The following is a 24,454-nucleotide window of genomic DNA, read 5'->3' on the forward strand; positions in this document are numbered from 1 at the left end:
CGAGCGGCTGGTCGGCCGGCTCGACGAACAGCCACCCCGACCGCACCCACTGGCTCCGGGCGTACGAGAGAATGACCCCATGAGTCTGTTCCGCGACGACGGCATCGTGCTGCGCACCCAGAAGCTGGGTGAGGCGGACCGGATCATCACGTTGCTCACGCGCGGTCACGGGCGGGTGCGGGCCGTGGCCCGCGGCGTGCGGCGGACCAAGTCCAAGTTCGGGGCGCGGCTCGAACCCTTCTCCCATGTCGACGTGCAGTTCTTCGCGCGGGGGAGCGAGCTGGTGGGGCGCGGGCTGCCGCTGTGCACGCAGAGTGAGACCATCGCGCCGTACGGTGGCGGCATCGTCACCGACTACGCCCGCTACACCGCCGGGACGGCCATGCTGGAGACCGCCGAGCGGTTCACCGACCACGAGGGCGAGCCGGCCGTCCAGCAGTACCTGCTGCTCGTCGGGGCCCTGCGGACCCTCGCGCGCGGTGAGCACGCCCCGCACCTCGTGCTCGACGCCTTCCTGCTGCGCTCCCTCGCCGTCAACGGATACGCCCCGAGCTTCAGCGACTGCGCGAAGTGCGGGATGACGGGACCGAACCGCTTCTTCTCGGTCGCCTCCGGGGGCTCCGTATGCGTCGACTGCCGGGTGCCCGGTAGCGTCGTACCGTCGCCGCAGGCCCTGGAACTGCTCGCCGCGCTGCTTACGGGAGACTGGGAGACGGCGGACGCCTGCGAGGCGCGGTATGTCCGGGAGGGCAGCGGACTGGTCTCCGCCTACCTGCACTGGCATCTGGAACGTGGGCTGCGTTCGCTTCGGTACGTGGAAAAGTAAGGGAGACGAAAAGCACATGGGTGTGAGTGGGTTCCTGGGGCGCCGGCGCCGCGAGTACAGGACGCCGGAGCCGCACCCGTCCGGTGCCCGCCCGCCGAAGCTCCCCGGCGAGCTGATCCCCAACCATGTGGCGATCGTCATGGACGGGAACGGCCGCTGGGCGAAGGAGCGCGGGCTGCCGCGCACCGAGGGGCACAAGGTCGGTGCCGAGCGGGTGCTGGACGTCCTCCAGGGCGCGATCGAGATGGGCGTCGGGGCGATCTCCCTGTACGCCTTCTCCACCGAGAACTGGAAGCGGTCGCCGGACGAGGTGCGCTTCCTGATGAACTTCAACCGTGACTTCATCCGCAAGACCCGCGACCAGCTCGACGAGCTGGGGGTACGGGTGCGGTGGGTCGGCCGGATGCCCAAGCTGTGGAAGTCCGTCGCCAAGGAGCTCCAGATCGCCCAGGAGCAGACCAAGGGCAACGACCGGCTGACCCTGTACTTCTGCATGAACTACGGCGGGCGGGCCGAGATCGCGGACGCGGCGCAGGCCATCGCGGAGGACGTGAAGGCCGGGCGGCTGGACCCGTCGAAGGTGAACGAGAAGACCTTCGCGAAGTACCTGTACTACCCGGACATGCCGGACGTGGATCTCTTCCTGCGCCCGAGCGGTGAGCAGCGCACCTCCAACTACCTTCTCTGGCAGAGCGCTTACGCCGAGATGGTCTTCCAGGACGTGCTGTGGCCGGACTTCGACCGGCGCGATCTGTGGCGGGCGTGTGTCGAGTTCGCCTCGCGTGACCGGCGGTTCGGCGGGGCGATCCCGAACGAGGAACTGCTGGCGATGGAGGGGCGTCAGGAGGGCTGAGCGGGGCCGGTACGATTCCGCCTCATGGTCATGGACATGGGGCGGGACGCCGTACAGGACGGCGTGGTCGAGCTCGAGTACGAGCCGACCGTGCGGGACCTGACGCAGGCACTGCGGGCGCGGCTGCGCGCCAGCCGGTCGGGGCGGATGCAGCGCTGGCTGCCCGGCGCCCTGGCCGTTCTCGGCGCGTTGCAGGTGGCGCTCATGATCGCCACTGGCAACGGGTCGCTCGGACTCACCCTGTGGTCGCTCCTCGCGGCGGTGCTGGTGGCGGCCATACCCTGGTTCCAGGCCCGCCAGGTGCACCGTCTCGCCGAACAGCAGGGCACATGCCGCACAGTGGTGTCCGACACCGGGGTGAGCGTCGTCACCGACAGCACCACGATGACGATCAGTTGGGCCGCGATGCCGCGCTTCGCGGAGACCCCGGACGTGTTCGTCCTGCTCAGCGGCGACAGCAAGGCCGTCGGCATCACTGTCCTGCCCAAGCGGGGTGTGCGGGACTCCGGCGACGCCGACAGCCTCCGCGCGATACTCGACCGGCATCTGACCCGCGTATGACCGCTGCCCGCGTCGTCCGTGGCGGTGCGGCGGCCGCCGTCTTCGCCTTCGCGGCGCTCGTCGTCTGCTTCGCCTTCGCCGGCACCGTCGAAATGGAGTCGTTCTCCGGGCTGCGGGAGAACCTCGCGCCCGTCGTCGTCGGCATGCTGCTGTTCGCGGTGCTGGTCACCGGCGGCGGGCTGGCGCTCGCCGGACGACGGTCGTACACGGCGTGGGTGGTGGCCGCCGTCCTCGTCGCCCTCATGGCACTGCGGATGTGGACACTGGCGCCGATGCTGCACTGCTGGTCCTACGACAGCGTGGGCCGCAACGCCGACGGCTCCTACCACTGCGTGAACCGGGGCGACATGCTGCCCTGAACCCTGAATGCTGCTGCCCGTCGCCCGTCGCCCGTGGGCTCAACCGCCGGAGGCCGCCGCGCACTCCGCGCACGTGCCGAAGATCTCCACCGTGTGCGCCACGTTGACGTACCCGTGCTCGGCCGCGATCGCGTCCGCCCACTTCTCCACCGCGGGGCCCTCGACCTCGACCGCCTTGCCGCAGACGCGGCAGACGAGATGGTGGTGGTGTTCGCCGGTCGAGCAGCGGCGGTAGACCGACTCGCCGTCGGAGGTGCGCAGCACGTCGACCTCGCCGGCCTCGGCGAGGGACTGCAGGGTGCGGTAGACCGTGGTGAGCCCGACCGAGTCGCCCTTGTGCTTGAGCATGTCGTGGAGATCCTGCGCGCTGCGGAACTCGTCGACCTCGTCGAGCGCCGCCGCCACGGCGGCCCGCTGCCGAGTCGCGCGGCCCTTCACGGGCGGTCCAGCGGTCGTCACCGGTTTGCCTCCTCACGTCTGCGCCTTGCCGGGCCATTGTGCCAGCCCGGACCGCCGGCGGTCAGACGCCGACCTTCCCCTCGGTCCCCCGGCTGGCCGGAATCGCGCACTCGGCCGGGTCGCCGACGGAGTGCGCGGCGGCCAGGGCACGGGCCCTGCGGCGGGCCAGCGGCGCCGCCAGCGCCGTCAGCGCGACGAACGCGCCGATGGTCAGCAGCACGATGGTCGCGCCGGGCGGAACGTCCTGGTAGTACGAGGTGACCGTGCCGCCGATCGTCACCGTGACCCCGATCGCCACGGCGATCGCGAACGTCGCCGCGAAGCTCCGGGTCAGCTGCTGGGCCGCCGCCACCGGCACCACCATCAGCGCGCTCACCAGCAGCAGACCGACCACCCGCATCGCGACCGTCACCGTCACCGCCGCGGTGATCGCCGTCAGCAGGTTCAGGGCGCGCACCGGAAGACCGGTGACCCGCGCGAACTCCTCGTCCTGGCTGACCGCGAACAGCTGGCGGCGCAGGCCGAGGGTGACCAGGACCACGAACGCGGCGAGCAGACAGATCGCCGTCACGTCCGACTCGCTCACCGTCGACAGCGAGCCGAACAGGTACGAGGTCAGATTCGCGTTGGAGCCGCTCGGCGCGAGGTTGATGAACATCACGCCGCCGGCCATGCCGCCGTAGAACAGCATCGCGAGGGCGATGTCGCCGCGGGTCTTGCCGTACCAGCGGATCAGCTCCATCAGGACCGCGCCGAGGACGGAGACCAGCGTCGCCATCCACACCGGCGACCAGGTCAGCAGGAAGCCGAGGCCGACGCCCGTCATCGCGACATGGCCGATTCCGTCGCCCATCAACGCCTGGCGGCGCTGGACGAGGTAGATGCCGACCGCGGGCGCGGTGATGCCGACCAGGACGGCGGCGAGCAGTGCCCGCTGCATGAAGTCGTAGGTCAGGAAGTCCATCAGCTCAGCAGTCCCGTCCGGATCGGTTCGGCGTCGTGAGCCGCGTGCGGGTGTACGTGGTCGTGACCGGGCAGCGCGTGCTGGCCGACCGCCTTCGGGGGCGGGCCGTCGTGGGCCACGCAGCCGTCGCGCAGGACGACCGCCCGGTCGATCAGGGGCTCCAGCGGGCCCAGTTCGTGCAGGACGAGCAGGACTGTCGCGCCCTGGGAGACCTGCTCCCTGAGCGTGCGCGCGAGCACCTCCTGGCTGGCCAGGTCCACGCCCGCCATCGGCTCGTCCATGATCAGCAGTTCGGGCTCGGGGGCCAACGCGCGGGCGATGAGCACGCGCTGGTGCTGGCCGCCGGAGAGGGCGCCGACCGAGTCCTTCACCCGGTCCGCCATGCCGACGAGGTCCAGGGCCCGCCGTACGGCCTCGTGGTCGGCCTTGCGGAAGACGCCGAAGCGGGTGCGCGACAGGCGGCCCGAGGAGACGACCTCGCCCACCGTGGCGGGCACCCCGCCCGCGGCCGTCGTGCGCTGCGGGACGTAGCCCACGCGATGCCAGTCGCGGAACCGGCGCCGGTCGGTGCCGAACAGCTCGATCTCGCCGGCGCTGACCGGCACCTGGCCGATGACGCTGCGCACGGCGGTCGACTTGCCCGAGCCGTTGGCGCCGAGCAGCGCGACGACCTCACCGCGGCGCACGGTGAGGTCGATGCCGCGCAGGACGGGGCGCGAGCCCAGCTCGGCGCGAATGCCGCGCAGGGATATGACGGGCTCGGTCATGCCGTCCTCCGTGGGGTGGATCACTTGGCTCCCAGAGCCGTCTTCAGGGCCGTGAGGTTGGCCTCCATGACCTCGAAGTAGTCGTCGCCCTTGGACTTGTCGGTGATGCCCTCCAGCGGGTCGAGGACGTCCGTCTTCAGGCCCGCGTCGTCGGCGAGGGTCTTCGCGGTCTTGTCGGACACCAGTGTCTCGTAGAACACGGTGGTGACGCCGTCGGCCTTGGCCTCCTGCTGGAGTTCCTTGATCCGGGCCGGGCTGGGCTCGCTCTCCGGGTCGAGGCCGGAGATGGCCTCCTGGGTCAGGCCGTAGCGCTCGGCGAGGTAGGTGAAGGCGGCGTGGTTGGTGAAGAAGACCTTGGACTTGGTGTTCTTCAGGCCGTCCGCGAACCGGGTGTTGAGGTCGTCGAGCTTCTTGACCAGGGCTTCGGTGTTCTTCTTGTAGTCGGCCGCGTGGTCCGGGTCGGCCTTCTCGAAGGCCGCGCCGACACCCTTGGCGACCTCGGCGTACTTCACCGGGTCCAGCCAGACGTGCGGGTCGCGGGCGTGCTCCTCCTCGGAGTGCGCCTCCTCGCCCTCGTGCCCGTGGCTGTCCTCGACCTTGCCGTGGTCCTCCAGCTCGGTCAGCGTGGCGGCGTCGATCTTGGCCTTGACGCCGGACTGCTCGACGGCCTCGTCGACGGCGGGCTGGAGTCCCCTGAGGAAGAGGGCGGCGTCGGCGTCCTCCAGAGCCGCCCGCTGCTGGGTGCTGATCTCCAGGTCGTGCGGCTCCTGGCCGGGTTCGGTCAGACTGGAGACCTTCACATGGTCGCCGCCGATCTGCTCGGCGAGGAAGGCCATCGGGTAGAACGACGCGACCACGTCGAACTTCTCCGTGTTGCCCGCCGCCGCGCTGTCCGAGGAGCAGGCGGACAGGGTGCCGAGACCGAGGGCGGTCACGGCCGCGATGGCAACCCCGGATATGTGGTGTCGTCGTACGTTCATGACACTCATTTTCAGCAAATATGGAAACCATTGTCAACAAGCGTGAGCGGCGGTCCACAGAGCGCTACCGATTTGGTTGAGGGGGAGCCCCCGCCGGTACCCTGAAGCATTCGCTGTGAAGCGCCTCGCTTCGTCGCCCGTCGTCGTAATGAAGAGAGCACCGTGGCCGCCGACAAGATCGACACCATCGTCAGCCTGAGCAAGCGCCGTGGCTTCGTATTCCCGTGCAGTGAGATCTACGGCGGCCAGCGCGCCGCCTGGGACTACGGACCGCTGGGTGTCGAGCTCAAGGAGAACCTGAAGCGTCAGTGGTGGCGTTACATGGTGACGTCGCGCGAGGACGTGGTCGGCATCGACTCGTCCGTGATCCTGGCCCCGGAGGTCTGGGTCGCCTCCGGTCACGTCGCCACCTTCACGGACCCGCTCACCGAGTGCACCTCCTGCCACAAGCGGTTCCGCGCGGACCACCTGGAGGAGGCCTACGAGGCCAAGAAGGGCCACCTCCCGGAGAACGGCCTCGCGGACGTGAACTGCCCGAACTGCGGCAACAAGGGCCAGTTCACCGAGCCCAAGCAGTTCTCGGGTCTGCTCTCCACCCACCTCGGCCCGACCCAGGACTCCGGCTCGATCGCCTACCTGCGCCCGGAGACCGCCCAGGGCATCTTCACCAACTTCGCCCAGGTGCAGACCACTTCGCGCCGCAAGCCGCCGTTCGGCATCGCGCAGATGGGCAAGTCCTTCCGCAACGAGATCACGCCCGGCAACTTCATCTTCCGCACCCGCGAGTTCGAGCAGATGGAGATGGAGTTCTTCGTCAAGCCGGGCGAGGACGAGAAGTGGCAGGAGTACTGGATGGAGCAGCGCTGGAACTGGTACACCGGCCTGGGTCTCCGTGAGGAGAACATGCGCTGGTACGAGCACCCCAAGGAGAAGCTCTCCCACTACTCGAAGCGGACGGCGGACATCGAGTACCGCTTCCAGTTCGGCGGCAACGAGTGGGGCGAGCTGGAGGGTGTCGCCAACCGCACCGACTACGACCTGGGTGCCCACTCCAAGGCTTCGGGCCAGGACCTCTCCTACTTCGACCAGGAGGCCGGCGAGCGCTGGACGCCGTACGTCATCGAGCCGGCGGCCGGTGTCGGCCGCGCGATGCTGGCGTTCCTGCTCGACGCCTACGTCGAGGACGAGGCGCCGAACGCCAAGGGCAAGATGGAGAAGCGGACCGTTCTGCGCCTGGACCACCGCCTGGCTCCGGTGAAGGTGGCGGTGCTCCCGCTGTCCCGCAACCCCGAGCTCTCCCCGAAGGCCAAGGGCCTCGCCCAGGCGCTGCGCCAGAACTGGAACATCGAGTTCGACGACGCGGGCGCGATCGGGCGCCGTTACCGTCGCCAGGACGAGATCGGTACGCCGTACTGCGTGACGGTCGACTTCGACACGCTGGACGACAACGCGGTGACCGTGCGCGAGCGGGACTCGATGAAGCAGGAGCGCGTGTCGCTGGACCAGATCGAGGGGTACCTGGCGAGCCGGCTGATCGGCGCCTAGCCGAAGGCTGGTCGCGCAGTACCCCGTGCGGTTCCCCGTGCCCCTGAGGGGCGCGGGGAACGTGCGTTTTCAGAGGTCCAGGTCGACGTAGAGGGCCGCGTGGTCGGAGGCGGCCTCGATCGGTGACCTCACGGTGTCGAAGGACTTGATGCCCTCCGCGAAGATGCCGCGGGTCTCCAGGCCGACGTGCTGCACCTCCTGCCACAGCGGGGGCGGGAGCAGGAGGTAGTCGAGCTTTTCCCGCTCGCTCGCGCATGTCCCGTACGTGCCGGGCAGTCCGCGATAGGCCGGGTGGTTCATCACGTCGCGCAGACCGGTGTCCCGCAGCACGGCGATCGGTTCGCTGTCGGGGTCGTCGTTGAGGTCTCCGGCGACGACGACGTGCGGGGTGCGTTCCAGCGCGGCCCGGTAGATCTCCGCGACCCGCTTCGACTGGGCCAGCCGCAGCCGGGGGTTGTCCTGGAACTGGCTCTTGAGGTGATTGCCGAGCACCACCAGCGGCGTGCCGTTGACCTGTATCTCGAATTCGGGACAGTCACGGCTGAAGAGGCGTTTGTCGGGGCGCTCCGGGTTGGTGTCGAACACATGGGACCGGACGGACGTGATCGGGTGGCGGCTGAGGATCCCGATGTCGATGCCTCGGCCGTCGTTGCCGTCGATCAACAGGTTGAACGGGTACGGCCGTCTGCCGAGTGCCCCGGCCAGGACCTGCGTGTTGAAGCGCTCCAGGGTGAGCCGGTCCTCGACCTCCACGGCGAGCAGGACATCGGCGTCGACCTCGGAGACCACCCGCCCGGTGTTGCGCACCACGCTCATGTCGAGGTCGTCCTGTCCGAGTTCGGCCCAGCCCGCCCACGAGGCACGGCCGTTGGCGCTGACCACGATCCGGACGTCGTCGCCCGACCCGGACTTCTCGAACAGCTTGGTCTCGTCGCTCCTGCGGGACTCGTTGATGATGATCGGTGGCGGCTTCTGCGGGTTGAAGTCGTACGCCCGGTGCTTCTTGATGATGCGGGCGATCACCGTCTTGTCGTCGTCCGTGTACACCGGTCGGTCGAGACGGGTGACCAACTCGGCGAAGTCCGTGAGGAGTTCCGCGCGCTTGGCCGGATTGGGCAGGCGGAAGGCCGTGGGGCGGCGGAAGAGGTTCTCCATGTTGAAGGTGGCGATACGGATGCTCATGGGGCCTCCTCGGCGGCGCGAGAGCACCGCACGGCCGACGGCAGGCGCCGCTCATGTGACTGCACGCCGACATTCCCATTCTCCGAGCGTGTGTGAGCCCTGTCGAACGCGGTGCCGGGCCGGTGGTCCTCTTCCGCGGTAGGCGATTGGCCCTGTTCCCGCGTGCCACGCCGACGCCAGGGTGTGCCCCATGAGCCTCGCCTTCCTCCTCACCACCCTCGTCGTGGTCGCCACCCCCGGCACCGGCGTCGTCTACACCCTGGCCGCCGCGCTGTCCCGCGGTCGCCGCGCGGGCGTCCTCGCGGCCTTCGCCGGCACGCTCGGGATCGTGCCGCACATGCTGGCCACCATCACCGGAGTGGCCGCGCTGCTGCACGCGAGCGCGACCGCCTTCCAGGTCCTGAAGTACGCCGGTGTCGCCTACCTGCTGTACATGGCGTGGGCGACGCTCAGGGACCGTGAGGCGATCACCGTCACCGCCGAGGAGGCCGGGCCCGTCCCTGCCCGGCGGGTCATCGTCCGGGGCGTGCTGATCAACCTCCTCAACCCGAAACTGACGATCTTCTTCTTCGCGTTCCTGCCCCAGTTCGTGAGCCCGGACGAGGCGAACGCCCTGCCGCTCATGCTGCTGCTCAGTGCGGTGTTCATGCTGGCCACGTTCGTGGTCTTCGCCGCTTACGGCGTCCTCGCGGCGTCGGTCCGCAGCCACGTCATCTCCCGGCCGGGGGTGATGACCTGGCTGCGCCGGAGCTTCGCGGGGTCGTTCCTGGCGCTGGGGGCGAAGCTGGCCTTCACCTCGCGCTGAGCCTCAGGAGACGTCGTGGCGGGTGACAAGTATCGACTGACAGATATTGAAATCTGTTAGCTGTTATGTCAGGGTGGATGCCATGACGATGCGAACCCGCGCCCTCGGAACCACCGGCCCCCACGTCTCCGCCCTCGGCCTCGGCTGCATGGGCATGTCCGCGCTGTACGGCGACGCCGACCGGGCCGAGTCGATCGCGACCGTTCACGCCGCCCTGGAAGCGGGCGTGACCCTGCTCGACACCGGCGACTTCTACGGCATGGGCCACAACGAGACGCTGATCGGCGAGGCCCTGCGCACCGCGCCCGCCGACCTGCGCGAACGGGCCCTGGTCAGCGTGAAGTTCGGCGCGCTGCGCTCGCCGGACGGCGACTGGGCCGGATACGACGGCCGCCCGGCCGCCGTGAAGAACTTCGCCGCCTACTCCCTCCAGCGCCTCGGCGTCGACCACATCGACGTCTACCGGATCGCACGGCTCGACCCGGACGTACCGATCGAGGAGACGGTCGGCGCGATCGCCGAGCTGATCCAGAAGGGGTACGTCAAGCACGTCGGTCTCAGCGAGGTCGGCGCCGAGACCATCCGCCGGGCCGCCGCCACCGCGCCCGTCGCCGATGTGCAGATCGAGTACTCGCTGATCTCCCGCGGCGTCGAGGAGTCGGTCCTGCCGACCACCCGTGAGCTGGGCATCTCCCTCACCGCGTACGGCGTCCTGTCCCGCGGACTGATCTCCGGCCACTTCACCCGCGACCGGCAGCTCGCCGCGAACGACTTCCGCGCCCACTCGCCCCGCTTCCAGGGCGAGAACCTCCGGCACAACCTGAACCTGGTCGAGGCCCTGCGGAAGATCGCCGAGCGCAAGGGCGTCACCGTCGCCCAGATCGCCATCGCCTGGGTGCTCTCCCGCGGCGAGGACATCGTGCCGCTCGTCGGCGCCCGCACCCGGTCCCGGCTCACCGAGTCGCTGGGCGCGCTCGACGTCACGCTGGGCGCGGCCGACCTGGCGGCGATCGAGGAGGCGGTGCCGGCCGACGCGGCGGCGGGCGAGCGCTACCCGGCCGCGCAGATGGCCCACCTGGGAAGCAAGTAGTGACCGAGGTGCCGGGTCCCGCGCCAGGTACGGTCTAGGGCATGTCACCGACGCCCCAGACCCTGACCGCCGAGCGCATCCTCGAAGCCACCGAGGAGGTGCTGCGCCGCCACGGCCCGGCCAAGGCCACCGTGGTCGACGTGGCCCGCGCGCTCGGCGTCAGCCATGGCAGCGTCTACCGGCACTTCCGCACGAAGGCGGCGCTGCGGGAAGCGGTGACGAAGCGGTGGCTGGACCGGACGACGGGGGTCCTGGCGGCCATCGTCGCGGAGCCCGGCCTGGACCCGGAGCGCCGGGTGCGAGAGTGGCTCGCGGCGCTGTTCGCCGCCAAGCGGCGCAAGGCGTTCGACGACCCCGAGCTTTTCGCCACGTACTCGGTGCTGACCACCGAGACCGCCGAGACGGTCGTCGGCGAGCACATCGCCGAACTCACCGGCCAGCTCACCGAGATCCTGCGCGCGGGCGCCGACGCGGGCGCCTTCGCCGTCGCGGACCCGGCCACCACGGCCACCGCCCTCTTCCTGGCCACGGGCCGCTTCCACGACCCGCACCACGCCCGGGAGTGGGAACAGCCGGGCGTGGAGGCCGAGTTCGAGGCGGTCGTGGACCTGCTGATCCGGGGGCTGCGGGCACGGGCCTGAGCCGCGGGGTCAGTCGCCGTCCGGTTCCTCGCCGTCCGGTTCCTCGCCGTCCGGTTCCTCGTCGTCGTCTTCCTCGTCCTCCAGGCGCTGGAAGATGTGGGAGAAATCCCCGCAGTCGATCAGGCCGGCGATCACCTCGGTCATGCTGTCGACCCCGGGATCGCGGACGATCAGTTCGTCGGAGCACCAGAAGTAACGGCCGCCCATCGCCTCACCGGTGTGGGACCAGAGCTCCATCAGCCGCTGGACCGCCGCGACGGTGAACACGGTCGCGCACCACCGCGATCCGTCCGCGAGCCGGACGAAGACGTCGACGTCGCACACCGTGTCCGGTTCCTCGTCCTCCCCGATCAGGAAGGACGCCTCGAAGCGGTCCGTGCGCACCCGGTACCAGGGCGAGTCCCAGACCTTGCCGGTCACGGCGTGCTCTGTCGGCACAGGGTGTCGAGCTCCTTCGTCGTACGGCCGTGTCATCCGTCCGACCGCGTCGCCGCCGGGTCCACGGTCGCCTGGTGTTCCTCCGCCAGATGCTCCTCCGCCTTCAGCCACGGCAGGAACTGCGCGCCCTTGCGCCAGCCGCAGGTGTCACAGCTGATCGTGCGCTGCGCGCCCTTGCGTTCCACCCGTACGACATGCTCCCGTCCGTGGTGGTCCCAGCGGCTCACCTTGCTCGTGTTGGTCTCCAGCATGCCGCCTCCAGCGTCCGAGGACATCGAGTGCGCGTGCACGGCCCTGAGCGGCCCGCGCAGCAAGGAGTGTGCGGCAAGACCAACATCAACAGGGACTCCGCCCCGTCGAGTTGACCAACCTGTGGCCACACCCTCACATGTCGGCCGGCCGACCGTACTACGCCCTGACCGTCGACGCCCCGCGCACCTCGGCCGACTCCAGTCGCTCCGCCGTCCGTTCGGCGGTCTTCCGTGCCCACGGTCCACTGGTCACCAGCCCCACGACCAGCACCACCAGCCCGCAGCCGGCCACGATCCACCACGCCGGCCGTGCCGCGTCGACGAACGCGGTGCGGTACGACACCGCGCCCACCCCGGAGGCCAGCACCGCTCCCACGACCGCCACCCCCAGTGTCTGCCCCAGCTGGCGGCTCGTGGAGGCGACGGCCGCCGCGACCCCGGCCTGTGCGCGCGGCATCCCGGACACCGCGGTGTTGGTGATGGGCGCGTTGACGAAGCCGAAGCCGAGCCCGAACAGCACGTACCCGAGGACCAGCGTGACGTTCGCCGTCTCCGCCTCGAACGCGGCGAACAGCACCCCGCACGTCGTCATCGCCACCCCCGCGATCAGCAGCGGGAGCCGGGGCCCACGGCTGCCGACCACGCGTCCCGCGACCGGCGCGCAGACGAAGCACAACGCGGCCATCGGCAGCATCCACACACCCGCGTGCAGCGCGTCCAGCCCGCGCACGTTCTGCAGGTACAGCGTCGACAGGAACAGGAACCCGCCGAGCGCCGCGAACGCGCTGATCGCGATCACCGTGGCCCCGCTGAACGGTGCCGAACGGAAGAACCGCAGATCGATGAGGGGCTCGGCGCGGCGGGGTTCGTGGGCGAGGAGGGCGATCAGCGCGGCCAGGGCGATGCCGCCGAAGAGGAGGATCTCGCCGGCCGGTGCGGTCGGCGCCTCGATGATCGCGTACGTCAGCGAGCCGAACAGCGCGATGACCAGCACCTGCCCGATCGGGTCGGGGCGGCGCGGCCTCGCGGCGCGGGACTCGGGGACGTGGCGGAGAGTGAGGAGGAGGGCCGCCAGTCCCACCGGCAGGTTGACCCAGAAGATCGCCCGCCAGCCGACCGACTCCACCAGCAGGCCCCCGACCAGCGGCCCCGCGGCCATGGAGATGCCGACCACCGCGCCCCACGCGCCGATCGCCCGAGCCCGTTCGCGCGGGTCCGTGAAGGTGTTGGTGATGATCGACATCGCGACCGGGTTCAGCATCGAGCCGCCCACCGCCTGCACCATCCGGAAGACGACCAGCGCGTCGAGGTTCGGCGCGAGGGAGCACAGCGTCGAGCCGATCGTGAAGACGACCAGGCCCGCCATGAAGACGCGCTTGCGGCCGATGCGGTCCGCCGTGGAGCCGGCCAGCATCAGCAGGCAGGCGAGGACGAGGGTGTAGGCGTCGATCGTCCACTGCAGGCCGGACGTGCTCGCGCCGAGGTCGCGCTGGAGGGCGGGCAGGGCGACGTTGAGCACGGTGTTGTCGAGGCTCACGATCAGCAGACTCATACAGCAGATCGCGAGGACCAGCAGGCGTCGGCGAGGGGCGAGCTCGGGCATGCGGCCCAGGGTACGCCCGTTTCGATAGTGCGTCTAACTAATGACTTGCCCCTCCGTCGCCGTGCGCGACAATGGGGAAATGCCCACGACCGCCTCGCCCCTGCAGATCGGCCCGCACACCGTCCAGCCGCCCGTCGTCCTGGCCCCCATGGCCGGGATCACCAACGCGCCCTTCCGCACCCTGTGCAGGGAGTTCAGCGGCGGCAAGGGGCTGTTCGTCAGCGAGATGATCACCACCCGGGCGCTGGTCGAACGCAACGAGAAGACCATGCAGCTGATCCACTTCGACGCGACCGAGAAGCCGCGCTCGATCCAGCTGTACGGCGTCGACCCGGCCACCGTCGGCAAAGCCGTCCGCATGATCGCGGAGGAGGGGCTGGCCGATCACATCGACCTGAACTTCGGCTGCCCCGTGCCCAAGGTGACCCGGAAGGGCGGCGGCTCCGCGCTGCCGTTCAAGCGGAACCTGCTGCGGGCGATCCTGCGGGAGGCGGTCAGCGGGGCGGGCGACCTGCCGGTCACGATGAAGATGCGCAAGGGCATCGACGACGACCACATCACCTACCTCGACGCCGGCCGGATCGCCGTCGAGGAGGGCGTGACCGCCATCGCGCTGCACGGCCGTACGGCCGCCCAGCACTACGGCGGCACCGCCGACTGGGACGCCATCGCGCGGCTCAAGGAGCATGTGCCGGAGATCCCCGTGCTCGGCAACGGCGACATCTGGTCGGCCGAGGACGCCGTGCGGATGGTGCGGGAGACCGGGTGCGACGGGGTCGTGGTCGGGCGTGGCTGCCTGGGGCGGCCGTGGCTGTTCGCGGACCTGGTCGCCGCCTTCGAGGGGCGGGACCACGCCATCGCGCGGCCCACCCTGCGCGAGGTCGCCGGCGTCATGGTCCGGCACGCCGCCCTCCTCGGCGAGTGGATCGGCGACGAGGCGCGCGGTGTCATCGACTTCCGCAAGCACGTCGCCTGGTATCTGAAGGGCTTCGCGGTCGGCTCGGAGATGCGCAAGCGGCTGGCGATCACGTCGTCGCTGGCGGAACTGCGCTCCGGCCTGGACGAGTTGGACCTCGACCAGCCGTGGCCGTCCGGCGCCGACGGCCCCCGCGGCCGTACGTCCGGCAACAACCGGGTGGTACTGCCGGACGGCTGGCTGAAGGACCCCTACGACTGCGCGGGCGTGAGCGAGGACGCGGAGCTGGACACGTCCGGGGGCTGAGTGCCCTGACGACGGTCGGTCCTTCTCGGTCAGTCCTTGTCAGTCCTTCTTCGCGTGCGGTGTCGAGCCGTACGCCGTCAGGAAGCGGTCCCGGAAGGAACTCATCTTCCAGACGGGAGCCTTGGGGGCGGGCTTGAGGCCCTCGCTCCAGTTCCAGTCGGCGATCCTGTCCAGCACCTCGGGGTCCTTGGCGACGATCGAGACCGGGACGTCACGGCCGGCGTTGCTGCCGCTGACCCGGGACATGGGCTGGTGGTCGCCGAGGAAGACGAGGACGGTGTCGTCGGTGCCGTAGCGCTCCAGCCACTGGGTGAGGCTGGTGACGGAGTACTCGATCGACTTGCCGTACTCCTGCTTGGAGCGGGTGGAGTCGGAGATGATGTCCGAGGGTCTCGTGCCGGACTTCTGGATGGGCTCGAAGACCGAGCCGTCGCCGAGGTCCTGCCAGTCGACCATCTTGGGGAGCGGTGCCCAGGGCTGGTGGCTGGAGGTCAGGATGATCTCCGCCATCAGGGGCTTGTCGCGCTTCTTGCCGTGGACCTGGCGCTGGAAGGCTTCGAGGGCGTACTGGTCGGGCATGGTCGACCAGCTGAACTTCGGCCCCCGGTAGCCGAGTCGGTAGGCGTCGTAGACCTTGTCGAGGCCGAAGTACCGCTGTTCCGGCCAGCCCTTCTGCACGCCGGGCATGACGCCGACCGTGTCCCAGTCGCCGGTCTTCTGGAAAGCCTTGGTGAGACTGAGGTGGTCGCTGGCCATGACGGTGCGGTAGCGCTGCTGGTTGTCGATCCACAGGCCGGACAGGGTGGTGGAGTGGCCCAGCCAGCTGTTGCCGCCGAACGTCGCCGAGGTCAGCCAGCCGCTCCTGGCGTGGAAGCCGGCCTCGGCGAGGGCCTTGGTGCCCGTGTCGAGTGTGCTGGTCACGCCGGGGGCGATCAGCGGGTCCTCCAGCGCGATGCGGCCGTAGCTCTCGATGAAGGTGAACAGGACGTCCTTGCCGCGCAGATCCGGCAGCAGCTGGTCGGGGGGTGTGTTGCCGAAGGTGTCGGCCCTCGTGTCCCTCTCGAACGCCGCCTCGTCGCGGAGGGTGTCCGTCGCCCGGCGTGCCTGGATCTTGAGGACGGCGGCGGTGTGCTCCGCGGCGACCGGGACGCCGGCGACCTGGAGACCGAAGGCCGTGCAGGTGATCCAGACGGTGCCGGCGATCAGGGCGCCCTTCGACGCGTTCGCCTTGTGGCGGGCGAGGACCTCGGCGACGCGGACGGCGGACAGGGCGACGGCGGCCAGCAGGAGGACGACGAGGAGGATGACGCCGATCGTGAGGAAGGTCGTGGTCGTGCCGCCGAGGGAGTCCTTCAGGTACGACTGGGCGTCGTCGAGGAGTTCCCAGTCCAGGACGACGTTGAAGCCCCGGCCGAGGTATTCGTTGTAGCCGATGTCGAGGACGTTCAGGACGGTCAGCGCGCCGAGGGCGGCACCGGAGGCGGCGGCGAGGACCAGGCGGGGGCGGCGGGGGAGGCTGAGGAGTACGGCGGCTCCGACGATGGCCTCCGCGGGGAGGCGTACGAACTCGCGGGGCCTGAGGTTGTCGAGGGTGTTCGGCATCTGCAGGCAGACGTGGATGAGGGCGGCGGCGAGGACGGTGACGGTCCAGCGGAGGTAGCGCCTGCCTGTGCCGTCGGCGGCCGCGGGCTCGTCGGTGGGGGGTGCCGCGACGTCCTCGCTGACAGGCGCCTCGTCGGTCAAGTCGTCGTTCTTACCCGGCAGTTGACGTAGGCGCGTGAAGACCGGCACCCGAAGGTCCTTCCGTGCGAGGCCCCTGGTGGAGTGGTGCGGCGGGCCACGCTGGGGAGGCTGGAGGCCCGCCGTCATCCCGTACGGTCGGGCCCCGGGCCGTGTTCAGCCCGCCCGCCCCAGCGCTCGGCAAACGCTGGGCAAACACCTGGCCAACAGCCTCGCCGTGCCTTTCCTACGCCCCGCCCACCGCCGTCAGCAGCGCCAACGGGGCCGCCGCCGAGCGGGATTCGCGGACGCAGGCGTGCGGGTAGGGCACCGGTTCCGCGTGGGTGTCGCGGCCGTAGCCCGCCAGGACCTCCGGCAGACGGTGGCCGGTCGCGGTCGCCGCGTCGACCAGGGCGTGCGCGACCGTGCGGGCCTCGTCGTGCAGGCCGTAGCGGGCCAGGCCCAGGGCGATCAGCGCGTTGTCGTGCGGCCAGACCGAACCCCGGTGGTAGGAGAGGGGGTGGTACGCCGGCTGGCCGGAGGCCAGGGTGCGCACGCCCCAGCCGGAGAAGAAGTCGCCTTCGAGGAGGCGGCGGCCCACCAGCTCGCCGTACTCCTTGTCCAGCAGCCCGGACCAGAGCAGATGCCCGGCGTCCGAGGCCAGGGCGTCCACCTGGTTGCCCGCGCCGTCCAGCGCCAGCGCGGGGAAGGAGTGCGCCTCCATCCAGAAGTCCCGCTGGAAACGGTCCCGCAGGTCGCCGGCCGCCTGCTCCAGGAGGGCCGCGTAGGTCTCGTCCCGCCACACCGTGCGGGCGAGCCACGCCGTGCGGCGCAGGGCGTCGTACGCGTAGCCCTGGGCGCCCGCCGCCATCACCGGCCCGGCGGGGCGGGTGCCGTCGGCCGAGCAGATGGCGCCGGGGGAGTCCTTCCAGTTCTGGTTGGCCAGGCCGCCCTGGTCGGCGCGGTAGACCAGGTAGCCGCGGGAGGTCAGGCCGCCGTGGTCCAGCATCCAGCCGATCGCGGCGCGGGCGTGCGGCTCCAGGCGGCGTGCCGTGGCCGTGTCACCGGTCTGCTCGACGAACGCGCCCAGCAGGACCAGGAAGAGGGGCGTGGCGTCGACCGAGCCGTAGTAGCGGCCGTACGGCACCTGCCCGAAGTGCGCCAGCTCGCCGTGCCGTACCTCGTGCACGATCTTGCCGGGCTGGGCGACGGCGTCCGTGCCGGTCCGAGTCGCCTGCGTCGCGGCGAGCGCCGGGAGGGTGGCGGCGGCCAGCCGAGGGCGGTAGGGGAGGGCGAACAGGGACGTCAGCAGGGCGTCGCGGCCCAGCAGGGTCAGGAACCAGGGGGCGCCGCCGGCCGGGACGCGCAGCTCCTCGCCGTCGGGGCCGCTCGCGCGGACCTGGAGCGAGGCCAGGTCGGCGAGGCCGCGGGCGCACGCCGCGGCCAGCTCCGGCCAGCCGGTGGGGAAGGCGACGCCCTCCACGGACTCGCCCTCCAGCGCGCGCAGTCGCTCGTTCAGGGCGGCCGGGGAGCGGGGTACGCGCAGGGGGCGGTGGTCGCCGTGCGGGCGGGCCATCACCCGGAGGGTGAGTGCGGCCGTGCCGTGCGGTTCGAGGTCCAGGGTCCATACCAGACGGCGGGCGCCGGTGCCCGTCTCCTCGACGCCGTCCGGGCCGGGGTCGGCCGTCACGGTCGTGATCGAGCGCCATTCGCCGCGCCGGTAGGTGAACTCCACGCCGTGGTCCAGGACTTGGCGGGAGCGGACGGCGCCGGCCTTGGCGTAGGTGCGGTGGTCGGAGCGCAGCTCGAACTGGTCGGTGAAGTCGGCGTCGGCGGTGATCGCGAGGCGGACCGTCGTCGGCACCGGACGGTTGCTGGTCACGCGCAGGGACTCGATGAACGAGCCGTCCCCCACCGCCTGTTCGCGGAACAGCGTGTACGCGGGCGGTTCGTTGCGGCCGCCGCGCGGGACGAGGACGCAGCGCGCGGTGTCCCCGTCGGCGACGGGGGAGAGGGTCTCGGGCACCGCCCCGTCCACGGTGAGCTGCCAGCGGCTCAGGTGCCGGGCGTCGCGGACGAACAGCCCATCCGGGGAGCCGGAGCCCCGTACGCCGCTGATGTCCCCGCCGTCGCCCACGGCGGCGAACGTCCCTGCGAACACGAGCAGATGATGCCGGTCCGTCATCCCCGGTTACCTCCCTTGTACTCCTTGACCGCGAGATCCTCGACAGCGAATTCCGGAACGCCGCCCGTGTCCCGCACGGGCTCGTCGTGCTCGTCGTGCTCGTCGTGCAGCAGGTCGAGCGCGAGCGCGGCGGTCCAGCCGAAGCCGGTGGCACCGCAGGCCCCGCCGGTGTACGGGTCGACGTACTCGGCGAAGTCGGAGGCGTCGGCGAGCTCCAGCACCGCCCGGCGCAGGGCGTCGGCCCGCTCCCGCTCGCCGTGCGTGCGCAGTCCGCGCTCCAGCAGCCAGCTCGTGTTGAACCACGCCGGGCCCCGCCAGTAGCGGTGCGGGTCGAAGGCCTCGCCGAGGAGGTCGTACGACGGGGCGAGGCGGGTCGACTCGCCGAGGCCGAAGTGGGGGCCGTGCGCCGTCCGCACCAGGGCGGCGGTGATGTCGCGCGGCAGCGTGGGGAGCAGGAGGGGGACGAGGCCGCAGACGCTGCGTTCCGGGATCGGCTCCCCGGCCGGCCCGTCGGCTCTGACGTCACGGCAGAGGAACATCCCCCGCGCCGGGTCCCACAGCCGCTCGATCAGCGCCGCCGTCAGCCGCTCGGCGCGCGCGTGCCGGGCCGTGCCCGTCGCCCCCAGTTCCCGCGCGATCCGGGCCAGCGCGTGCTCGGAGGCGATGAGCAGGGCGTTGAACGCCGGGTCCTCGACCGCGAAGTCTCCGGCGCCGTCGGCATAGCCGCCGTCCCGGTAGTCCGCCGCCAGCCGCACATACCGCCCGTAGTCCAGATCCGTCGGCCGGTCCTCGGGGGCGCCGTGGTCGAGGTCGGCGCGGCGGAAGGAGCGGGCCGGGGCGGGCGGGACCCTGCGCAGGGGCGCGTCCCAGCAGGGGCTGTTGTCCATCCCCTGCTCCCAGGGGTGCACGACGGACGCGAGGCCGCTCCCGCCCAGGTCCCGGCGGTGCAGCAGATAGCGGTGCCAGGCGGCCAGGCGGGGATGCACCCGGGAGAGGAAGCCGCGCGCCCGGGAGAGCCCAGGGTCGGCGCGGTGCACCAGCCAGGCCGCCAGCGCGTGCACCGGTGGCTGCACGATGCCGGAGGTCTGTACGGTGCGCGGGGCACCCGCCGAGCGCCCCGCGGTGGAGGAGCGCCAGAAGTCGGGGCTCGGGAAGTAGGCGTCCAGCGGTACGGAGGGGTTGAAGACGATGTGCGGGATCCGCCCGTCACCCCACTGGGCGCCCAGCAGCGTCTCCAGCTCCGTCTGCGCCCGTAACGGCGACAGGTGCCTCAGCCCGATCGCGATGAACGCCGAGTCCCACGACCACTGGTGCGGATACAGCCCGCGCGAGGGCACCGTCGAGGTGCCGGTCCAGTTGGCCTCCAGCACCCGGGCCGCCCTGACGCGCAGCGAGGCGGCGGCAGGCGGTGGCGGATCGTATGCGATGTCACGCGTCGTGGCAGGAACGGTGAGTTGGGCACTGCGATCCACTCGGGGCTCCCCGAAAGACGTCCGGCCGACCGGTTCGGTCATGGCTACCGTAGGGTTACGTCTATTTAACACGCAAAACCCAATATGTAATGCAGGGTTGAGGAACACAAGGGGGTGTGCATGAGCGCACGGGGTCCGGCGAGCGCCGGGGAGCTGCTCGAACTGGTGCGGAGCGGACGGGCCGTCACACGCGGCGCCCTCCAGCAGGCGACCGGCCTGTCCCGTGCCACCGTCGGCCAGCGCCTCGACCGCCTCTTCCGCGCGGGTTGGCTGCGCGAGGGCGCCGTCGGTCCCGTGGACTCCCCGCTGGGCGGCCGTCCCTCCATCACCCTGGAGTTCGACGACGCCCACGCCGTCGTCCTGGCCGCCGACCTGGAGACCCGGCACGCGCGCGCCGCCGTCCTGTCGCTGACCGGCGAGATCCTCGCCGAGCACTCCGGCACGCTGATCGTGGAGGACGGGCCGGACGCGGTGCTGGGCGAACTGGGCCGCTGGTTCGCCGAGCTGCTGGAGAAGGCGGGCCGCGGCGCGCGGGAGGTCTGCGGCATCGGCCTCGCGGTCCCCGGCCCGGTCGACACCGGGACCGGCCGGGTGGTCCAGCCGCCGATCATGCCCGGCTGGGACGGCTACGACATAAGGGGCCGCCTCGCCCGGGCCTTCACCGAGGCCACCGGCACCGCGCCGGTCCCGGTCCTGGTCGACAACGACGCCAACCTCATGGCGTACGGCGAACAGCGCACGGGTTTCCCCGACTGCTCGGCGTTCGTCCTCGTCAAGGTCTCGACCGGCATCGGCGCCGGGGTCGTGGTCGACGGCTCGATCTACCGGGGCATCGACGGCGGCGCCGGCGACATCGGCCACATCCGGGTGCCGGCGGGCGCCGAGGCACGGTGCCGGTGCGGTTCGTACGGCTGTCTGGCCGCCGTCGCCAGTGGCCGCGCCGTGGCCGGGCGGCTGGCCGGGAGCGGGGTGCCGGCGGCCTCGGGCTCGGATGTGCGGGACCTGCTGGCGGCCGGGCATCCGGGGGCGGCCGCGCTGGCCCGGGAGGCCGGGCGACAGGTCGGGGACGTGCTGGCGACCGTCGTGACGCTGCTCAACCCCGGGGTGCTGATGATCGCCGGGGATCTGGCCGGAACGCCCTTCCTCACCGGCGTACGGGAGCTGCTGTACCAGCGGGCGCTGCCCCGCTCCACGGCGCACCTGGACATCGTGACCTCGCGGCTGGGGGAGCGAGCCGGGCTGGTGGGCGCCGGGGCGCTGGTCGTGGAGCATCTGTACGCGCCGGAGCGGGTGGAGGAGCGGCTGCTGGCCATGGGCGTGTGACGTCCGTGTTTCTGTCCTGAGGCGCGTCCGCATGGTGAAATCCGGCTCCCTGTGGCAGCGTGATTCTCGCCACCCTTGATAAGGGTTGCGCTCAGATGAGCGGATCTTGAGCGGCTGCACTTCTCCAAGGGGTGGCACTCGGTGCCACCCCTTGATCGTTCATCGATCGAAATCAGACGTGCGGGATGCCTGCTCATCTGAGCAGGAAACCGCACTCATGGCAGCTCTTGCGTTCAAGAAGTGAAAACATCCGTCCGTCTCTGCTTGCCAAGCCTTGACTTTCGATCCACTGGCGGACGGGTGGTTACGGGCGTATGACGCGTGAGTAGACGTACCCAGGCGCCTTCGATCTGGGTATGTTCCTCGCCGTCAGGGCAGCCACCGCGTCCTCGAGGGAGTCGAGACCGTGTCGGAAAACAAAGAACCCCATGGAGCGAAGTTCGTTTACGACTTCACCGAGGGAAACAAGGACCTCAAGGACCTCCTGGGTGGCAAGGGCGCCAACCTCGCCGAGATGACCAACCTGGGGCTCCCCGTTCCGCCCGGCTTCACGATCACGACGGAAGCCTGCAAGGTCTACCTCGACAGCGGCGAGGAGCCGGCGGCACTGCGTGACGAGGTGAGTGCGCACCTCGACGCCCTCGAGTCCCGCATGGGCAAGAAGCTCGGCCAAGCCGACAACCCTCTTCTGGTCTCGGTCCGCTCCGGCGCGAAGTTCTCGATGCCCGGCATGATGGACACGGTCCTCAACATCGGGCTCTCCGACAAGTCCGTGAAGGGCCTCGCCGAGCAGGCGGGCGACGAGCGGTTCGCCTGGGACTCCTACCGGCGCCTCATCCAGATGTTCGGCAAGACCGTCCTGGGCGTCGACGGCGACCTCTTCGAGGAGGCCCTCGACAAGGCCAAGGAGGCCAAGAAGGTCACGGTCGACACCGACCTGGAGGCCGCCGACCTCAAGAAACTGGTCACCGCCTTCAAGAAGATCGTCAAGAAGGAGGCCGGGCGGGACTTCCCGCAGGACCCGCGCGAGCAGATGGACCTCGCCATCAAGGCGGTCTTCGACTCCTGGAACGGCGACCGAGCCAAGCTGTACCGCCGCCAGGAGCGCATCCCGCACGACCTCGGCACGGCCGTCAACGTCTGCTCCATGGTCTTCGGCAACCTGGGCCCCGACTCCGGCACGGGCGTCGCCTTCACCCGCGACCCCGCCTCCGGCCACCAGGGCGTCTACGGCGACTACCTCCAGAACGCGCAGGGCGAGGACGTGGTGGCGGGCATCCGCAACACCGTCCCGCTCGCCGACCTGGAGACGATCGACAAGAAGTCGTACGACCAGCTCATGCAGATCATGGAGACCCTGGAGAACCACTACAAGGATCTCTGCGACATCGAGTTCACCATCGAGCGCGGCCAGCTGTGGATGCTCCAGACCCGCGTCGGCAAGCGCACGGCGGGCGCCGCCTTCCGGATCGCGACGCAGCTCGTGGACCAGGGCCTCATCGACGAGGCGGAGGCGCTCCAGCGCGTCAACGGCGCCCAGCTCGCGCAGCTGATGTTCCCGAAGTTCGACGAGGAGGCGAAGGTCGAGCAGGTCGGCCGGGGCATCGCCGCCTCGCCCGGTGCGGCGGTGGGCAAGGCGGTCTTCGACTCGTACACCGCGGTGAAGTGGTCGCGTTCGGGCGAGAAGGTCATCCTGGTCCGCCGGGAGACGAACCCGGACGACCTGGACGGCATGATCGCGGCGGAGGGCATCCTCACCTCCCGCGGCGGCAAGACGTCCCACGCGGCCGTCGTCGCGCGCGGCATGGGCAAGACCTGTGTCTGCGGCGCCGAGGAGCTGGAGGTCGACACCAAGCGGCGCCGGATGACGGTGCCCGGTGGCCATGTCGTCGAGGAAGGCGACCTGATCTCCATCGACGGGTCGTCCGGCAAGGTGTACCTCGGCGAGGTGCCGGTGGTCCCGTCCCCGGTCGTGGAGTACTTCGAGGGCAGGATGCACGCCGGCGCCAACGACGCCGACGAACTGGTCGAGGCCGTGCACCGGATCATGGCGTTCGCCGACCGCAAGCGCCGGCTGCGGGTGCGCGCCAACGCCGACAACGCCGAGGACGCGCTGCGCGCCCGTCGCTTCGGCGCCCAGGGCATCGGTCTGTGCCGCACCGAGCACATGTTCCTCGGCGACCGCCGTGAGCTGGTCGAGCGCCTCATCCTGGCCCACACGGAGGAGGAGCGCGAGGCGTCCCTGAAGGCGCTGCTCCCGCTCCAGAAGCAGGACTTCGTCGAGCTGTTCTCGGCGATGGACGGCCTGCCGGTGACGATCCGTCTCCTCGACCCGCCGCTGCACGAGTTCCTGCCGGACATCACCGAGCTGTCGGTGCGTGTGGCGTTGGCGGAGTCCCGCCAGGAGCCGCACGAGAACGAGCTGCGCCTGCTCCAGGCGGTCCACCGCCTGCACGAGCAGAACCCGATGCTGGGTCTGCGCGGCGTCCGCCTCGGACTGGTCATCCCCGGCCTGTTCACCATGCAGGTCCGTGCCATCGCCGAGGCCGCGGCCGAGCGCAAGAACGCCAAGGGCGACCCGCGCGCCGAGATCATGATCCCGCTCGTCGGCACCGTCCAGGAGCTGGAGATCGTCCGCGAGGAGGCCGACCAGGTCATCGCGGAGGTCGAGGCGGCCACCGGCACGAAGCTGAAGCTGTCGATCGGCACGATGATCGAGCTGCCGCGCGCCGCGCTGACCGCCGGTCAGATCGCCGAGGCGGCGGAGTTCTTCTCCTTCGGCACGAACGACCTCACCCAGACGGTGTGGGGCTTCAGCCGGGACGACGTGGAGGCCTCGTTCTTCACCGCCTACCTGGAGAAGGGCATCTTCGGCGTCTCCCCGTTCGAGACGATCGACAAGGACGGCGTGGGCTCGCTGGTCGCGGCCGCGGCGAAGGCGGGTCGCGAGACCCGACCGGACCTGAAGCTCGGCGTGTGCGGCGAGCACGGGGGTGACCCCGAGTCGGTGCACTTCTTCCACGAGGTGGGCCTCGACTACGTCTCCTGCTCGCCGTTCCGGATCCCGGTGGCACGCCTGGAGGCGGGCCGCGCGGCGACGCAGTCGGAGGGCAGCGACCACCGCTGACCTCCCCCGACTCCGGAGCCGTCGTCCGTCCCCGACCCTCAGTACCGATGGGCGGCGGCTCCGGTGCACGAAGGGGGCGGCA

Annotated in this window: 22 protein-coding genes; 11 read left to right on the plus strand and 11 right to left on the minus strand. The window is 70.6% G+C overall.

Features of this window, described 5'->3' with window-relative positions:
* The first annotated feature begins 79 nt into the window (after positions 1-79).
* The 4 genes from recO to ABZ078_RS08680 are packed head-to-tail and all read left to right on the plus strand — an operon-like array spanning position 80 to position 2,599.
* On the plus strand, positions 80-826 hold the full coding sequence (gene recO / locus ABZ078_RS08665) for a DNA repair protein RecO (RefSeq protein ID WP_356573011.1): 747 nt from the start codon (positions 80-82) through the stop codon (positions 824-826).
* 16 nt (positions 827-842) lie between these two features.
* A complete protein-coding gene (locus ABZ078_RS08670) occupies positions 843-1,679 on the plus strand; it encodes an isoprenyl transferase (protein WP_356573013.1) in 837 nt (278 codons plus the stop codon).
* Positions 1,680-1,703: 24 nt separating this feature from the next.
* Positions 1,704-2,240 (plus strand): YcxB family protein, encoded by a 537-nt coding sequence (locus ABZ078_RS08675; protein ID WP_356573015.1) that lies wholly within the window; start codon positions 1,704-1,706, stop codon positions 2,238-2,240.
* Complete coding sequence (locus ABZ078_RS08680; protein ID WP_356573017.1) at positions 2,237-2,599, plus strand: hypothetical protein; 363 nt, start codon at positions 2,237-2,239, stop codon at positions 2,597-2,599. The genes ABZ078_RS08675 and ABZ078_RS08680 overlap by 4 nt, the downstream gene beginning before the upstream one ends.
* 39 nt (positions 2,600-2,638) lie before the next feature.
* On the opposite strand, the gene ABZ078_RS08685 is transcribed toward ABZ078_RS08680, so the two are convergent.
* The 4 genes from ABZ078_RS08685 to ABZ078_RS08700 form a co-directional block, all read right to left on the minus strand.
* Positions 2,639-3,058, minus strand: coding sequence for a transcriptional repressor (locus tag ABZ078_RS08685; protein ID WP_356573019.1), 420 nt, complete (start codon positions 3,056-3,058; stop codon positions 2,639-2,641).
* Between the two features lie 61 nt (positions 3,059-3,119).
* The gene (locus tag ABZ078_RS08690) at positions 3,120-4,022 is read right to left on the minus strand and encodes a metal ABC transporter permease (protein ID WP_356573021.1); all 903 of its coding nucleotides are present in this window, start codon (positions 4,020-4,022) and stop codon (positions 3,120-3,122) included.
* Entirely contained in the window at positions 4,022-4,789 is a 768-nt protein-coding gene (locus ABZ078_RS08695) for a metal ABC transporter ATP-binding protein (RefSeq protein ID WP_356573023.1), read from the minus strand. Before ABZ078_RS08695 ends, ABZ078_RS08690 begins: the two co-directional genes overlap by 1 nt.
* 20 nt (positions 4,790-4,809) lie before the next feature.
* On the minus strand, positions 4,810-5,769 hold the full coding sequence (locus ABZ078_RS08700) for a zinc ABC transporter substrate-binding protein (RefSeq protein ID WP_356573025.1): 960 nt from the start codon (positions 5,767-5,769) through the stop codon (positions 4,810-4,812).
* A gap of 162 nt (positions 5,770-5,931) precedes the next feature.
* Here ABZ078_RS08700 and ABZ078_RS08705 point away from each other — a divergent pair, with 162 nt between their 5' ends.
* On the plus strand, positions 5,932-7,314 hold the full coding sequence (locus ABZ078_RS08705) for a glycine--tRNA ligase (protein WP_356573026.1): 1,383 nt from the start codon (positions 5,932-5,934) through the stop codon (positions 7,312-7,314).
* 69 nt (positions 7,315-7,383) lie between these two features.
* Here ABZ078_RS08705 and ABZ078_RS08710 read toward each other — a convergent pair whose 3' ends face one another.
* Complete coding sequence (locus ABZ078_RS08710) at positions 7,384-8,496, minus strand: endonuclease/exonuclease/phosphatase family protein (protein ID WP_356573028.1); 1,113 nt, start codon at positions 8,494-8,496, stop codon at positions 7,384-7,386.
* Positions 8,497-8,686: 190 nt separating this feature from the next.
* Between ABZ078_RS08710 and ABZ078_RS08715 the strand changes: the two genes are divergently transcribed.
* From ABZ078_RS08715 to ABZ078_RS08725, 3 genes are all read left to right on the plus strand, one after another.
* Complete coding sequence (locus tag ABZ078_RS08715; RefSeq protein ID WP_356573030.1) at positions 8,687-9,301, plus strand: LysE family translocator; 615 nt, start codon at positions 8,687-8,689, stop codon at positions 9,299-9,301.
* Positions 9,302-9,383: 82 nt separating this feature from the next.
* Positions 9,384-10,391, plus strand: a complete 1,008-nt coding sequence (locus ABZ078_RS08720) for an aldo/keto reductase (RefSeq protein ID WP_356573032.1) — start codon at positions 9,384-9,386, stop codon at positions 10,389-10,391.
* Between the two features lie 41 nt (positions 10,392-10,432).
* A complete protein-coding gene (locus ABZ078_RS08725) occupies positions 10,433-11,032 on the plus strand; it encodes a TetR family transcriptional regulator (protein ID WP_356573034.1) in 600 nt (199 codons plus the stop codon).
* 9 nt (positions 11,033-11,041) lie between these two features.
* On the opposite strand, the gene ABZ078_RS08730 is transcribed toward ABZ078_RS08725, so the two are convergent.
* The 3 genes from ABZ078_RS08730 to ABZ078_RS08740 all read right to left on the minus strand — a co-directional run bounded on the left by ABZ078_RS08730 (position 11,042) and on the right by ABZ078_RS08740 (position 13,324).
* Positions 11,042-11,470, minus strand: coding sequence for a hypothetical protein (locus ABZ078_RS08730; protein ID WP_356573036.1), 429 nt, complete (start codon positions 11,468-11,470; stop codon positions 11,042-11,044).
* Between the two features lie 32 nt (positions 11,471-11,502).
* A complete protein-coding gene (locus tag ABZ078_RS08735) occupies positions 11,503-11,721 on the minus strand; it encodes a hypothetical protein (RefSeq protein ID WP_356573038.1) in 219 nt (72 codons plus the stop codon).
* A 157-nt stretch (positions 11,722-11,878) separates the two neighbouring features.
* Positions 11,879-13,324 (minus strand): MFS transporter, encoded by a 1,446-nt coding sequence (locus ABZ078_RS08740; RefSeq protein WP_356573040.1) that lies wholly within the window; start codon positions 13,322-13,324, stop codon positions 11,879-11,881.
* Between the two features lie 79 nt (positions 13,325-13,403).
* On the opposite strand from ABZ078_RS08740, the gene dusB reads away from it, so the two are divergent.
* Positions 13,404-14,546: a tRNA dihydrouridine synthase DusB gene (gene dusB, locus ABZ078_RS08745; RefSeq protein WP_356573042.1), complete on the plus strand. Its 1,143-nt coding sequence runs from the start codon at positions 13,404-13,406 to the stop codon at positions 14,544-14,546.
* 39 nt (positions 14,547-14,585) lie between these two features.
* Here the strand turns inward: dusB and ABZ078_RS08750 are convergent, their stop codons facing one another.
* The 3 genes from ABZ078_RS08750 to ABZ078_RS08760 form a co-directional block, all read right to left on the minus strand.
* Positions 14,586-16,148, minus strand: a complete 1,563-nt coding sequence (locus tag ABZ078_RS08750; RefSeq protein WP_356573232.1) for a CDP-alcohol phosphatidyltransferase — start codon at positions 16,146-16,148, stop codon at positions 14,586-14,588.
* Between the two features lie 364 nt (positions 16,149-16,512).
* Positions 16,513-18,450 (minus strand): glycogen debranching N-terminal domain-containing protein, encoded by a 1,938-nt coding sequence (locus ABZ078_RS08755; RefSeq protein ID WP_356573044.1) that lies wholly within the window; start codon positions 18,448-18,450, stop codon positions 16,513-16,515.
* Positions 18,447-19,922, minus strand: coding sequence for a hypothetical protein (locus tag ABZ078_RS08760; RefSeq protein WP_356573046.1), 1,476 nt, complete (start codon positions 19,920-19,922; stop codon positions 18,447-18,449). The genes ABZ078_RS08755 and ABZ078_RS08760 overlap by 4 nt, the downstream gene beginning before the upstream one ends.
* Before the next feature lie 120 nt (positions 19,923-20,042).
* Between ABZ078_RS08760 and ABZ078_RS08765 the strand changes: the two genes are divergently transcribed.
* Positions 20,043-21,245 carry an ROK family protein gene (locus ABZ078_RS08765; protein ID WP_356573048.1) on the plus strand — a complete coding sequence of 401 codons (1,203 nt, stop codon included), beginning with the start codon at positions 20,043-20,045 and terminating at the stop codon, positions 21,243-21,245.
* Between the two features lie 406 nt (positions 21,246-21,651).
* Positions 21,652-24,372 (plus strand): pyruvate, phosphate dikinase, encoded by a 2,721-nt coding sequence (gene ppdK / locus ABZ078_RS08770; RefSeq protein WP_356573050.1) that lies wholly within the window; start codon positions 21,652-21,654, stop codon positions 24,370-24,372.
* The last annotated feature ends 82 nt before the right edge of the window (positions 24,373-24,454 follow it).

This window comes from Streptomyces sp. NPDC006385 (assembly GCF_040612485.1).
Taxonomy (GTDB): Bacteria; Actinomycetota; Actinomycetes; order Streptomycetales; family Streptomycetaceae; genus Streptomyces.

Coding starts and splice junctions, on each gene's coding strand:
- ABZ078_RS08690 (WP_356573021.1), bottom strand. CDS start 4,022: ATGGACTTCCTGACCTACGACTTCATGCAGCGGGCACTGCTCGCCGCC.
- ABZ078_RS08680 (WP_356573017.1), top strand. CDS start 2,237: ATGACCGCTGCCCGCGTCGTCCGTGGCGGTGCGGCGGCCGCCGTCTTC.
- ABZ078_RS08695 (WP_356573023.1), bottom strand. CDS start 4,789: ATGACCGAGCCCGTCATATCCCTGCGCGGCATTCGCGCCGAGCTGGGC.
- ABZ078_RS08675 (WP_356573015.1), top strand. CDS start 1,704: ATGGTCATGGACATGGGGCGGGACGCCGTACAGGACGGCGTGGTCGAG.
- ABZ078_RS08750 (WP_356573232.1), bottom strand. CDS start 16,148: ATGCCGAACACCCTCGACAACCTCAGGCCCCGCGAGTTCGTACGCCTC.
- ABZ078_RS08715 (WP_356573030.1), top strand. CDS start 8,687: ATGAGCCTCGCCTTCCTCCTCACCACCCTCGTCGTGGTCGCCACCCCC.
- ABZ078_RS08765 (WP_356573048.1), top strand. CDS start 20,043: ATGAGCGCACGGGGTCCGGCGAGCGCCGGGGAGCTGCTCGAACTGGTG.
- ABZ078_RS08735 (WP_356573038.1), bottom strand. CDS start 11,721: ATGCTGGAGACCAACACGAGCAAGGTGAGCCGCTGGGACCACCACGGA.
- ABZ078_RS08700 (WP_356573025.1), bottom strand. CDS start 5,769: ATGAACGTACGACGACACCACATATCCGGGGTTGCCATCGCGGCCGTG.
- recO (WP_356573011.1), top strand. CDS start 80: ATGAGTCTGTTCCGCGACGACGGCATCGTGCTGCGCACCCAGAAGCTG.
- ABZ078_RS08670 (WP_356573013.1), top strand. CDS start 843: ATGGGTGTGAGTGGGTTCCTGGGGCGCCGGCGCCGCGAGTACAGGACG.
- ABZ078_RS08720 (WP_356573032.1), top strand. CDS start 9,384: ATGACGATGCGAACCCGCGCCCTCGGAACCACCGGCCCCCACGTCTCC.
- dusB (WP_356573042.1), top strand. CDS start 13,404: ATGCCCACGACCGCCTCGCCCCTGCAGATCGGCCCGCACACCGTCCAG.
- ABZ078_RS08710 (WP_356573028.1), bottom strand. CDS start 8,496: ATGAGCATCCGTATCGCCACCTTCAACATGGAGAACCTCTTCCGCCGC.
- ABZ078_RS08755 (WP_356573044.1), bottom strand. CDS start 18,450: ATGACGGACCGGCATCATCTGCTCGTGTTCGCAGGGACGTTCGCCGCC.
- ABZ078_RS08740 (WP_356573040.1), bottom strand. CDS start 13,324: ATGCCCGAGCTCGCCCCTCGCCGACGCCTGCTGGTCCTCGCGATCTGC.
- ABZ078_RS08725 (WP_356573034.1), top strand. CDS start 10,433: ATGTCACCGACGCCCCAGACCCTGACCGCCGAGCGCATCCTCGAAGCC.